Annotated in this window: 8 protein-coding genes; 3 read left to right on the forward strand and 5 right to left on the reverse strand. The window is 55.8% G+C overall.

Annotated features, from left to right (window positions below; genetic code table 11):
• Positions 1-35: 35 nt before the first annotated feature.
• The 3 genes from dapA to Fuma_RS21930 form a co-directional block, all read right to left on the reverse strand.
• Positions 36-929 carry a 4-hydroxy-tetrahydrodipicolinate synthase gene (gene dapA / locus Fuma_RS21920; protein WP_077026007.1) on the reverse strand — a complete coding sequence of 298 codons (894 nt, stop codon included), beginning with the start codon at positions 927-929 and terminating at the stop codon, positions 36-38.
• A gap of 328 nt (positions 930-1,257) precedes the next feature.
• Positions 1,258-2,493, reverse strand: a complete 1,236-nt coding sequence (locus tag Fuma_RS21925; RefSeq protein WP_077026008.1) for a hypothetical protein — start codon at positions 2,491-2,493, stop codon at positions 1,258-1,260.
• Between the two features lie 5 nt (positions 2,494-2,498).
• Entirely contained in the window at positions 2,499-3,542 is a 1,044-nt protein-coding gene (locus Fuma_RS21930; protein ID WP_077026009.1) for a M42 family metallopeptidase, read from the reverse strand.
• A 370-nt stretch (positions 3,543-3,912) separates the two neighbouring features.
• Between Fuma_RS21930 and Fuma_RS34630 the strand changes: the two genes are divergently transcribed.
• A complete protein-coding gene (locus Fuma_RS34630; protein WP_077026010.1) occupies positions 3,913-7,803 on the forward strand; it encodes a patatin-like phospholipase domain-containing protein in 3,891 nt (1,296 codons plus the stop codon).
• Positions 7,804-7,836: 33 nt separating this feature from the next.
• A complete protein-coding gene (locus tag Fuma_RS21940) occupies positions 7,837-8,589 on the forward strand; it encodes an HpcH/HpaI aldolase family protein (protein ID WP_077026011.1) in 753 nt (250 codons plus the stop codon).
• A gap of 86 nt (positions 8,590-8,675) precedes the next feature.
• Here Fuma_RS21940 and Fuma_RS34345 read toward each other — a convergent pair whose 3' ends face one another.
• Together Fuma_RS34345 and Fuma_RS21955 are read right to left on the reverse strand one after the other, a co-directional pair.
• Positions 8,676-10,295: an alkaline phosphatase D family protein gene (locus tag Fuma_RS34345; protein ID WP_083732229.1), complete on the reverse strand. Its 1,620-nt coding sequence runs from the start codon at positions 10,293-10,295 to the stop codon at positions 8,676-8,678.
• Positions 10,292-11,266: an outer membrane protein assembly factor BamB family protein gene (locus tag Fuma_RS21955; RefSeq protein ID WP_077026012.1), complete on the reverse strand. Its 975-nt coding sequence runs from the start codon at positions 11,264-11,266 to the stop codon at positions 10,292-10,294. Before Fuma_RS21955 ends, Fuma_RS34345 begins: the two co-directional genes overlap by 4 nt.
• A 308-nt stretch (positions 11,267-11,574) precedes the next feature.
• On the opposite strand from Fuma_RS21955, the gene Fuma_RS21960 reads away from it, so the two are divergent.
• Entirely contained in the window at positions 11,575-13,056 is a 1,482-nt protein-coding gene (locus Fuma_RS21960) for an aldehyde dehydrogenase family protein (protein WP_077026013.1), read from the forward strand.
• Positions 13,057-13,129 lie beyond the last annotated feature (73 nt).

Consider the following 13,129-nt stretch of genomic DNA (forward strand, 5'->3'; position numbering starts at 1 on the left):
CTTCCCACGTCAACCGCCCGCCGAGGCTACCCGGCTTAAATCAGGCCGTAATTCTTAAGCGTGGTCTTAAGCGAGGCCAATTCTGCGTCGGTGAGTTCCGTCATGGGCAAACGTACTGGACCGCATGCCATGCCGATAAGTGACATGGCCGCCTTGACGGGAATCGGATTCGTCGACAGACCCAGCATGTCGCGACAAAGCGGAAACAGCTTGTGGTGCCATTCCTGCGCTTTCGCGATGTCGCCAACTTGGAAGGCGGCAACCAAAGCCAGCACATCTTTCGGCACAATGTTGCCGGCCACTGAAATCACTCCACTGCCGCCGATGGACATCAACGGAAGCGTCATGCTGTCATCGCCGGAGAGCACCGTCAGGTCGGACGCGGCCAGAATCTGCGATGCCTGGTCGATGGTGCCTGTGGCATCCTTCACGGCAACCACGTTTGAACACGCTTCGGCCATGCGGCAAATCGTATCCGGTTCGATGTTCTTCGCAGACCGCCCCGGAATGTTGTAGACGACCACCGGAATGTCCACAGCTTCCGCAATGGCTTTGAAGTGCTGGAAAAAGCCTTCCTGAGTCGGCTTGTTGTAGTATGGAGCCACCTGTAGAGACCCGTCAGCTCCCGCATCCTTCGCGTTCTTCGTCATGCGAATGGCTTCTGCCGTGCAGTTTGAACCGGTTCCCGCCATCACTTTGATTCGTCCAGCCGCCTGCTCGCAGACAATGTTGATCACCTGATCGTGTTCGGCATGAGTCAGAGTCGGACTTTCGCCAGTCGTGCCCACAGGAACGAGGCAATTCGTTCCGGCGTCGACGTGCATATCGACCAGTTTCCGCAGCATGGCCTCATTCAGTGAGCCATCAGCGTTCATTGGAGTGACAAGGGCCACAGACAGGCCGGAAAACATTTCGCCACGGCGTGACATTTGAATGTACTTCGAGGTTAGGGGTTTTGGTGCAAGCTGGTCAAAGATTCCGTTACTGCTCAGCAGGCTACAGATTACGCTCCGTCCCCGCAAATCGATGACGGCAAGAATGACAAGAACGGTGCATCCGCATCATCAGGGAGTGGTGAATTTCGCTGAAAATCCTGCCGGCGGGAATCCTGGCGAATACCACTACGTCTAACGATTTCACTTCCCGAGTAACAATTGCTTCCTGCCTGAAATCGTCTGAAGAGGCACAAGGCGCACACGCCTTGAGACAACAAAGGGCATGCAAGGTTCACTGGAAGTGCGAAGTCTGCATCAATCGCTAAGGCTTTCTGACGGTATTCGCATTCAGCAGGTAGCCTTCAAATCCGTTGCCCACGGCTTCAACTTCGGCAACCGAACGATGCCACCACAGAACTTCCGGGCGTTCAATTTGAATGCGAATGAAGTCCTCCCCGATCGCCACTGCCAGGTCCTTCGCCACTGCCAGTTGGAATCTGTCTTCTGGGTAAAGAGGGGCTTTAGCAGCGGACAGCGACCAGCGATCGATACGAATCGGGCACCACTCCTCTAGCGGAGCAGGGGGGAGAACAAACTGCCTGACCGGCTCCGGCAGACTGGCGATCGCATCCTGCTGGACGAACACACGGACAACTTCCGGACGCGGCGAATACAGTTGCCACGACAGCCAGTTGTCCGCCAAACCAAACAAGCCTGACAACGGAAAAAGAAACAGGAACGCCCCAAACAACCGCGATGACCACGGAGATTTTGCAGCTTCCGGCACAGTGTGTTTTGCCGCACCCGAAATGTTGCTCCGTCGAAACAGAATGGGGACTGCGAACAGAAGGAACAGGTTCCAAATCAAGACGCCACTCTGATGCTTCAGCCCCACCGGTCCCAGGGCCAGCAACAGAACGGCATGCAGCGGCACAGCCAACAGAATGCCGTAGCGCCGTGTCGCCGGGGCCAGCAACATCAACCCGCACAACAGTTCGATCACCGACATCGCCAGACATGCGGCGAACACGAAGCTGTCGTTTTTCAAGAGATGACCAAGCTGCAGCGTTTCGAGGGTCACAGCCAACACCTGACGTGTCATGCCGCTGGCCACGTCCGGCCCCATTCGTGACACCGCCGCAAAAATGTAGATCGACGCGAACGTGAGCCGCCGGATTGCCGTCAACCACGGTTCACGAAGCACCATCGTCTGCGACACAACCAGCATGAACAGCCAGTGCCACGGTTGCAGGCGGTGCTGGTTCAGAATCACAAGTGCCACCGAAACAGCCAGCGACATGCAGAGTGACAATCCTGATAGACGCCCGTAACGTGCAGTCAGTGCCGGAAATGCAATCAGCACCAGACTCAACAGCAGCACACCAACTAACGTTCGATCGACAATGACCGGCACGTCGCTGAATGCTGCAAACAACGGAACAGCGGGAAACGCGTCCACCTGCGTCCACAATGGCCATGTCGCGATGACCAGACTTGCTTCGGCCAGCAAACAGGTGAGCAGAAACCAGTCAATCGTTGCGCGAGATGGCGGTTGCATGCGGCCTATAGCGTTTCCAGCCATGCCGTTAGCAACGCCGGATAGGAAGCCAGGTCGACCTTGTGAGACATCTCAGTCACGGTATGAATGTACTTAACCGGGCATGCAAACGAAACGGTTCGCACGCCGCTACGACTACGTTGAATCACAGCACCGTCCTGACCACCGCGCGGCAGGATGCCTCGCTGGCACTTTATGTCTTTCGCCCGAGCAATAGCCTCGATGTCTTCGATCAGGCCGATGTCACTAATCATCGACGAATCCATCACGTGTAGACAAACGCCATCGCCCGGTACGGTCACACGATCTTCTTCCGGCACACCCGGCGTTTTGCAACACAGCGTCGTGTCGCAGGCGATTCCAATATCAGGTTCAATGCCAAAAGCGGCTGGCATGGCACCACGCAAACCAACTTCTTCCTGAACGGTCCACGCAGCGTGAATGTCGCAATTGTGATGCTTCAGTTCTTCGATCGCTCGGATCTGAGCCCAGCAACCGACTCGATTATCCAGACACTGCGACGCCACGAAATCACCGACTTCATGAAACGGCCCGTCCAGCACAACCATGTCACCAATCTTGACTTTGGCATGAACGTCGTCGGACGACATTCCCAGGTCGACGAAGAATTCGCCGATCAGCGGTACCTTTTTCTTTTCGTCATCGGTGGCGATATGTATCGGGCGGCCCGCCGGATTCATCACGCCTTTCAGGTCACCGTCCGCCGCACAGACGCGGACAGTGCGAGCGAACAGGTTCCGCGTATCGAATCCGCCGACCGGATTGATCCGTAGAAATCCATTTTCATCAATGTGGCGGACCAGAAACCCAATCTGGTCCATATGAGCCGCCAGCATGACTTTCTGCGGCGCAGCAGACGGCTTTCCATTCGGTCGAGCTTTACGCACGGCGATCAATGAGCCCATCGCGTCCGTGCGAATTTCGTCGAACAGATTTGCCTTCGTGATATAGGCTTCGATCACGCTTCGAATACGGTCTTCACGACCAGGGACGGATGGCGTTTGTGTTAGTTGTTCCAGCAAATCCATGTGGGAGTTCTCATCTGAATGATGACATGTGAGGCGTTGCCGCAACAACAGCCGCGCGACGGCGTTTGCGACCCAAGTGTGAGCGGGTTATACAAATCAACAAACGTACTGCCAAACCCGACGGCCGCCTCAGCGGCCATCCTTCTGTGTCACACCTAAACTCGCCTGTCTGCCAAGGCTTGTATACGAGTGTTCAGTTAGACAGGTATGACTGCAACCGACTGGTTCGGTTTCCCGTTGCGCGGCGGGACATATTCGGCAATATCGATCTTATTGAGTTGCTTCCCACAATATGCAGGGGCATGCTGAGAAGTAAAACCTGCGGGTTTTTACTTATCGTTCATTCTTGACGCGAAAACGGGGCCGCGGAATGTCAACGTCTGCACGAGGTGTGAAAGAAGTTCTGGACGAAGAACTTCACGAGATTCGAAAACGGCGCTACCGCAGCGGGATGTGGTCTAAGGAACAGGACGAAGAGATCACGGACGAACAACTGAAGAGCGAGCTGACGGGCATGGCGCTTTCCGGCGGTGGAGTACGTTCGGCCGCGTTGAATTTGGGGCTGATTCAGTCGTTTTACTCTGCCGGCCGCATGAAACTGGTCGACTACCTGTCCACCGTTTCCGGCGGCGGCTATGCAGGGGCACTGCTGTCCACAGAATCAGCGACGGACCGCGACGGCGTCAACTGGGGGCCCAAAGATGGTCGCAACCGGTTGAGCATTGAATCGGAATCGAAACACGGCCAGCCTTCGCGCATTTACGAAATCGCTCTGCACGGTCGCCGCATGGGCGACCTGCTGAAGATGCTCAGCCGCCATCTGTTTGGCTGGGTACTGACGCTTGCCTTCTTGCTGAGCGGACTAACAGCAATTGCCGCAGTTCTGGCTTGGATGATGCGCCTGTCATCGAGCGCGAATTCGATGGTGTTTCTGCAGGAGCTGGGATTCACCGGCGACATTCCACGCGCATACTTCCCGATGTTTCTGGCCGCCATATTTTGGGGATTCGCGCTGATCCTGACGGTCGTTAGCCGCGCTTTGGGCTGGCAGATGCCTCCAACCACGCGATTTAGCTATCTGGTATTGCTTGGTACGTTTGTGCTCGGGACTGTCACCATTTTGGGAATGGGCCAGGTGGCGATGACCGACTTAGTCACGATTGGCAGTATGCCGAAGGCATGGGAAACTGCGTTAAATAACGTCTTCAACGTTACGAGTACCATTCTTGGTGCCCTGTTCGCCGTCGTCATTGCGCCGTACCTGATGCCGACCAAACTACTGGAGAGTGGTGCCAAGAAGAACAATTTGCTTCAAAAAGCCGTGTTTAATGTCGCGGGGTACGGCGTATTGATTGGGACTCCAGTCATGTTTTTCTACGTGCTCTCGGCCGAAAACCTTTCTGGCACGCACGACAAACGCGCGGAAGACGGATTACTGGTGCGAAACAACCTGCGGAATTTTCGTGAGTTCGCCGGCATGCTGAAGACCCGTTACGGCGAAGCGGCTGCGGCAGACGGAGACCGAACCGAGCAGGCCATTTGGAAGGCCATTCAATCGATCGAATCCGAAACTGAAAACGGGGGCAGCATCGAGGAATGGATTCGCAAAGAGGACGCTCGAATTAAGGAATATATGCAACTGGGATTCGTTGAACGCTGGATTGACTTCGGAACCAGTCGGCTTTTGCAGCATGGCGATGGCGAATTCCACAAACGCCTGCGGAAGCGGGCACGGTTGAATCTGCTGCAAACCCAATTCGCCAATGCAATTACTGCGCGCTGCCTGAGTGACCCGGGGCTGTTTGGCTTTACGCTCAACCATGGCCGGCGCGGAATTGTCAGCGGCTCGGTGGAAGTAGGACTGCCAGGCAGCGATCCGGTCGGAAAAATGGACTTCTCGATGCGTCGTGGGGGACAAATCAACGGGCCCAACACGCTGCTGATTGATGGCGAGCCCTTCGAATCGGAACTCACGAGTCGCTGGCTGGTCGCGGACGAAAACCGTTGGGAAGAGCTGATGCTGGCTGCGTACGCCCTTGAAGGTGCCAAGGTGCAGGGCGAATGGCTATTAAGAGATCTGACGTCGCCCGTTCCATTTCGGTATTCGAGTCCAAAGCAGACTTCAACAGAGGCAGAGGAAAACAGTTGGTGGCGAGCAGCACTTGCGGCAGCGCAGGCCTTTTCGTCCAAATCGGTTAATAACACTTCCGACGCGCAGCCTGGCGCATCTGACAGCATTGCTGATGCAGCAGAACTGCCGAACGAATCGGATGCCGCGGTTTCACCAGCACTTGTCCGGTTTCGAAAAGCGGTGCCGGGACTCAGCGGTGGAACACGCGGCGAAGAACTGGCGTGGTTGCAGACGAAGCTCGGCGATGAAATTAAGCGAGTTACGGAGAAGTTGGGCGCCGATGTCGATCCGGAACTCACAGAGCGATATGTGTCGTGGCTGACGACGAAAAAACATGAACTCGACCGCCTGCTGACCACCACACGCCGCGCCAACTGGACGTTACTTTGCGCCAGATACCCGAAATTCTTCTCCGGACCGGACGTGATTTACGCAACCCACGTGAACAGCTTCGATCAGTCCAGCCGGCTGACGATCGCGGGCTACGCGTTCCTGACTTTTGTCATCCTTGGGCTGGTCACCAACCTGAACACCAGCTGCCTGCACGGTGTCTACCGAGACGAACTGGCTGCCATCTGGCTGCGTGATCCGGCAGTGCGAATCAAAGACCTGGATTCTTGTGCGTCGGGCGGACCGTTCCATCTGATTAACTGTACGCTGAATCATCTGAGCACCCTTGATGATCCGGATCCCGAACAACGATCGCGTTTCGTGTTCAGTTATCGTTTTTGTGGCAGCAAGTTGACCGGCTACCGCGAAACGGAACTTTACCAAAACGGCGACACCACCGTTGCAGACGCGATGGCGATTTCCGGAGCGGCCGTGACGACGTCCAGCGCCAGCAATCTGATGTACAAGCTCGTACTACTGCTAACGAATTTCCGACTGGGCCAGTGGGTTCGCAACCCGGCTCATTACAAACAGGAGCATTATTGGCCGTCTCCTTTGCGGTCGATCATCAGCCTGCTGTGGAATCCGCAGGAACGCCCATTTTGTTTTCTAAGCGACGGTGGCCATTTGGACAACACGGGACTTGCCAGTTTGCTGGAACGTCGCTGCCGGTTAATGATTTTGGGCGATGCCAGCTACGATCCTGATTTCCAGTTCGAAGATCTCAGACGCGTGCTGCAATGCGCCCGCGGCAAGTATCATGTTGAATTCGAAAGGTTGGATCCGCTGGTCGCGTCAAAGGACCGCATCAACTCAGAATGGCACATTCTGGATGAATTAAGGCCGGACGAAAATGGCGTCAGCCCGCGACACTTTGTTGCGTTGCGTGTGAAGTATCCGGAACCCAACGTTCCTGACGGCATGCTGATTATCGCGAAGTCGACGATGACTGGTGATGAACCCATGGATCTTGTGGAACTGAAACGCAGCCGCGACGCTTTTCCGCATGACCCGACCTCCAATCAGTTTCTTCCACCGGAACAGTTCGAATCGTATGTGATCCTGGGGCGACATATTGGAAACCAGATCCTGGACTTCTTCGAAGACCTGCCACCACTACCGGGCGACTCAAGCGATGCCGAGCCTGCCAGCGGTGTGCCAACGGATCTGGTTCCCGATGGCTGGCGAGGACCTTCAGCTCAGGCGGCCGTTGCTGCAGCGGAAGAAACACAAACGATCGACAACGAAAAGGACGGCGATTCCCATCAAAGCGTTGATGACGCGACACCTCATGATGACACCGAAACTGGCGACGCGGTGCCTGACGAGGCAGAGGATGTTGAGGCGGCCGAGGCGCCGGAGGTTCCCGCGAGCTCTGATGTATTTACAGCACGAGTTCTACTGGCGGACGACCCGCCGTTTACTGCCGAGACCGTCGACATCGCGTGCGGTTTGATTTCTGCGTGGCTGACGTCACCGTTTGACACCGACGACACCAGCGTGCTGGAAGAGGTATCCCAATGGGCTCGCACAAATTCCGCGAATGCTGAGAAGCCGCTCCGTGATCGCATAAGCCGTCGTCTGATCGAAGCAGTTCAAACGCACAGCGACAGGATTGCCGCGTCCAACATAGCTCAGTTAGAATTCCTAAGAATGCTGCATTGTCTTGGCGAACGAAAGCTGGCTGGTTTTAGCGACGCCGTCCAAACCCTGTCGACAATGTCCAGCGTCAACGCTTAGATTTCGCGTCGTGGTGACATAGATAAGACCTGTATGCAGTGGATTGACAAGAAGCGACTTCGCAGCGAATTGCTGGCCGGAACATTCCTGAACCTGGGTTCGCCAACCGCCATTGAAATCGCGGCCGACACAGGTTTTGACTGGCTATTAATCGATCTCGAACACGGATCCGGAACCGAAGCCGACCTGCGCAATATGCTGCTGGCCTGCCGTGACTCAAACGCCGCGCCGATTGTCCGAATTCGATCGGTCGATGCAGACATGGTGAAGTTTGTGATGGACAGCGGCGCGGCGGGGATCATGTTCCCGTACGTCAGTTCAGTCGAAGAAGCCAGGCGAGCCGTGGACTGCATGAAGTATCCGCCGCAGGGAAGCCGCGGAGTGGCAGGCGCCATTCGAGCGACCAACTTTGGGCGAGATTGGAAGCAATACTTCGAAGAAGCAAGCAACAACAGCCTCGTCGTTGTGCAAATCGAAACGCCGGAAGCAGTCGAAGCGGCGGCAGACATTGCTGCCATTGACGGAGTGGATGTGTTGTTTGTCGGACCGCTGGATCTGTCGGTGAATCTCGGCTGCCCCGGCGACTTCAGCCCGCCGCACTTTGTGGAAGCCTTGCAGAAAGTGGTTGCCTCATGCAACGACAATGGCAAAACGGCTGGCATCCTGACCAAGCCGGGCTTTGAACAGCAGCACAAAGACCTTGGGTTTCGTTTCGTGGCTGTCGGCTCGGATTCACTGGCAGTCGTCAACGGAATGCAACAGAACCTTGCGGCATTGCGACAGTGATTGCACAAGCAAACGTTTCCGACCGCTGAGTGACGCTCATACCACGCCAACACAGCGGCGAGACTTGTTCGGTTTGGATGGCGTGGCTAGCGGTTCAGTTCACTTAGCCGCACTTCGTGTTGCAAACGCAGGTTGTCGTCCAGGTCTCGGATCGAAAGGGTGATCTGAGGATCTTTCTGGTCCCAGTCGACTGCAATCACGCCGAAATTTTCCTTGTGATATGTCGTCGGCAGCGCTCGGAAGCTGTTCTTTGTCGGCGTGCCTCGCGGATGGAGTTGATTCAGGCTGCTGGAAGTAAAGTCGTACAGTCGATACGGAGCGCCTTCGTTGATGGCTGACAGTTCTGACCAGTGTCGGTCACCACTGATGAAAATCACTCCGTTGGCTTCGGTGCTGGTCAGCAGATCCAGCATTCGTTGGCGTTCGCGAGGGAGATTCGACCACGTTTCCTGACCAGCGTCTTCGGCAAGAAACTGAATGCCGCTGGCGATGATCCGCAACTCAGCAGGTTGTCGAAGCTGTTCTCCCAGCCATTTCCATTGAGCCTCACCCAGCATCGTTTTCGTAGGATCGTCGTCTGGAATCCACGAACCGCCGACTCGCTTCTCACCGCGTTTTAACGGCGAACGAAAATAGCGTGTGTCCAACAGAATGACCTGCACTCGCTGGCCGTTCGGGCCGAACATTTGAGTGTCATAAACGCCAGGTCGTTTTCGCGACGCGCTGTCGGCGGAACGCTGCCAGAAGTCTTCGAAAACCTGCTCAGACTCCTCACGCTTCGAATAGTCCGCCCCACCATCGTTGACGCCGTAGTCGTGGTCGTCCCACGTGGCCAGCGTCGGACAAGTCTTTTGCAACTGATTGAAACCAGCATCAGCCGCCAGTTTTGCGTACTTGGCTCGCAACACATCCATGTCCTCGGTGTCACCGTAGATGTTGTCACCCAGGAAGACGAATAAATCAGGTTGGCTGTCGACAATCGTGCGCAGGATCGGCATTGGCCTGTCCTGCTTGATGCAGGAACCAAACAAAATGCGACTCAACGGTTGCTCGGCATCCCGCGATGCAAGTGCCTCTCGAATCGCGCCTGCAACCTGGTCGGCCAGTTTCTGATATCCAACCGGTTTGAAGTGAACGTCGCCCGGTTGAGTAAACAAATTCGCTTCGAAGGTGCGGCTCAGTTTGTTCAGGTCGTTGATGCGTACGCCGTGCTTCTGCATCACGCGAGCAGCGACGTCGTTGTACTTCAGATCATCATTCCGCTTGCGACCGGCTTCGCCTTCAGGCACAACGGTTGTGCTGGCCCAGACCAACGTCGCACCGGTGCTCTTCAGCTTTGTGACCAACTCGTCCAGATTTTGCTCGTACTTTTCCAGCGTTGTGGTCAACGTGCCACGAACTTTGTCTCGCCGCCCCTGGTTCTTCGATTCAGGGTGCCGATAACACAGATCCCACAGTCCCCAATTGAAGTGGACCACGTCCCACTTCGTATCGCCCAGCCAGCGGTCCAGCTTTTGTAATCCGGTGCCAGTGTGTTGAGCGTTCCCTTTGTTATGAACAACGTTGGCTTCGTCCTCCATCAGCTTCACAACATGCGGCGTGTAGCCCAGCGAAATAGAATCGCCGATAATCAGCACGTTGGGTTTGTCTGCAGCAGCGGGGCTGACCGCCATTGCAAGGGCGATAAAACTCGTCAGGAACTTCATCGTAGCACCTTCTTCACAGGCTTGCCGTCCATTGTGAGGATCTGCGAATTGGTCAACGAGTTGCCAAAGCGTTCGAAGTCCTTGAACGTCCAGACGACCCTTTTCTGGCGATCAACTTCGATCAACTGCGGGTTCTTCGGCCCTGCGTGACAGTTGCCGATGAGAACATTGCCACCCGGCAGCACCTGCAGCGATGTCACCCACGCCAGTTGAATACCGGGTAAGTCTTCTTGATGAATACTCCAAACATCCTGACCAGCCGGAGTCACTTCAATAATCCCGTGGCCGTTACCGGTGCTGATCAGAGTGTTGCCGTTCTTCAACCGAATCGCGCTAAAGCACTGATTTCCAAAAGCTTCCACGCCGTGCCCATTGGCTCGGTCGCGACCGAATAGCGGGACGTTGTATTCCCAGACGACTTTTCCGCTGGGATCATATTCGCGCACGGCCCCGTCGCTTTCATGACAAGCGAGGTAGTTGCCCGTATCGAGTTTGCGAACCAAACGAGTGTCGTGATGAGCGCTCGGGTGTTCCACCTTGAGCGGGATTGTTGTGACAACATTGTTCTGCAGGTCGAGTTCCAAAATTCGCGCGCGGCCCGATTCCACAACCATCGTATTGCCATTTTCCAGCCGCTGAAAAGCGTGAATTTCGATTCGTCGTCCTTCATTGCCCGGCGCAGTTTTTGCTTCGTATTCCCATACGACGGCGTCAGTCTTCGGATTCACTTCCAGCACATGAGTCCATGAATCCTGAAACAGGACGTTGCCATTCGCGAGCACATGCAGATCGTGCAGCGGCCCGATTTTGCGTTCCCATGCGACGGTGCCATCTTCACTAATGATGGCGATGGTCTGCTTCGACGAATCCGCCGCGATAAATTTTCGAGCTGGCGCGTCAGCGGCAGTCGCGAGTTCCGCGAACGGGGCCAGCAGAAGAGCGAGACATAAAACAGTGAATTGCCGGTGCATGCTTGGGAACATCCTGAGTGGAGGAGAATGGCTTGGGACCGCAAATCTACGCAAATTGAACGCTGATAATCGCCTCGCGATTGCCGTCAGCAACCAACGAGAGCGGCAACTTCAAATTTGAGCGTCAGCTCAGATCCGAGTTGATGGCCGGTGCCCTTATGTTGTGGGAGTTGGCTGGGTTTCACAAGTCCGCCAGACTAACAATTGAGCCGCCAGACTCGAAAAACACTTCGCGGGTTGGCATACTTTGGCGTTCGGCATCTCATACGGGCGAGACAACTTCAATCATCACGAACAGGAGAACAGACATGTCAATAGCTACCGAAACTGGTTCCTTCGCGGCTCCCGCTGTTCGGCAAACGGGGATCCTGATTGGCGACGAATGGCGACCGGCGGTCAGCGGCAAGACCTTTAAAACGATTAACCCGGCCACGGAAGAAGTCATTTGCGAAGTCGCGGAAGGCGACAAAGAAGATGTCGACCTCGCGGTACATGCCGCTCGGTCTGCCTTCGAAAGCGGATCCTGGTCGAAGATGGATGCTCGGGATCGAGGTAGGCTGATGATGAAGCTGGCCGACTTGATGGAAGAAAATCTCGACGAACTCGCGGCACTGGAAACGCTGGACAACGGCAAACCCATCGGCGACGCTCGAGCCGCCGACCTTCCGCTGGCGATTGACTGCATCCGCTATTACGCTGGCTGGGCAGACAAGATTCACGGCGACACCATTCCGGTTCGCGGTGATTACTTTTGTTATACACGCCGCGAACCGATCGGCGTGTGTGGGCAGATCATTCCGTGGAATTTCCCCATTCTAATGACGGCCTGGAAGTGGGGTCCGGCCCTGTCGATGGGCAACACCGTTGTGATGAAGCCTGCCGAACAAACACCGCTGACCTGTTTGCGACTCGGCGAACTCGCATTAGAAGCAGGCTTTCCGCCAGGCGTGATTAACATTGTGCCAGGCTTCGGTCCGACGGCTGGAGCGGCCATCGTAAAGCACGGACTGGTCGACAAGATCGCGTTTACAGGCTCGGGCGAAACGGCTCAGCGAATCATGGTCGATGCGGCCACGACATTAAAACGCCTCACCTTCGAACTGGGCGGCAAGTCGCCCAACATCGTCTTTGCCGACGCTGATCTGGATGCCGCGATTGCCGGTGCTGAGTTCGGCTTGTTCTTCAATCAGGGCCAGTGCTGTTGTGCGGGCAGTCGATTGTTTGTGGAAGATTCGGTGCACGATGAATTTGTGGAACGAGTGGTCTCACGAGCCAGCCAGCGCGTACTGGGCAACCCATTCGACAGCGAGACGACTCAAGGGCCGCAGGTCGACAAGGATCAGTTCGACAAAATCATGCACTACATCGACAGCGGCAACAAGGAAGGCGCCGAATGTGTTACGGGCGGTCAGCGCGTCGGCAATCGCGGGTTCTTTATTGAGCCGACCGTGTTCACAAACGTCAACGATGACATGGCCATCGCGAAAGAAGAAATCTTCGGCCCGGTGATGAGCATTCTGAAGTTCAGCGACATGAACGAAGCGATCAGCCGAGCCAACAACACCACATTCGGCCTCGCCGCCGCCGTGTGGACAAGCGACGTGAAGAAGGCTCACCAGATTGCCGCCAGTGTGCGAGCGGGAACCGTGTGGGTGAACTGCTATGACGTGTTCGACGCGGCAGCCCCGTTCGGCGGCTTCAAAATGAGTGGCATGGGTCGCGAACTGGGGCAGGCCGGTTTGCAAAACTATACGGAACTGAAAACCGTGACGATGGCTCTGGGTGATTAGGACGACGGGAAAGAGCCCAAAGCGAATGTAATCCCAGTACCGTTGGTAGTCACAGATCGAAAACGCGGAGGGG

This window comes from Fuerstiella marisgermanici (genome assembly GCF_001983935.1).
In the GTDB taxonomy this organism is placed as follows: domain Bacteria; phylum Planctomycetota; class Planctomycetia; order Planctomycetales; family Planctomycetaceae; genus Fuerstiella; species Fuerstiella marisgermanici.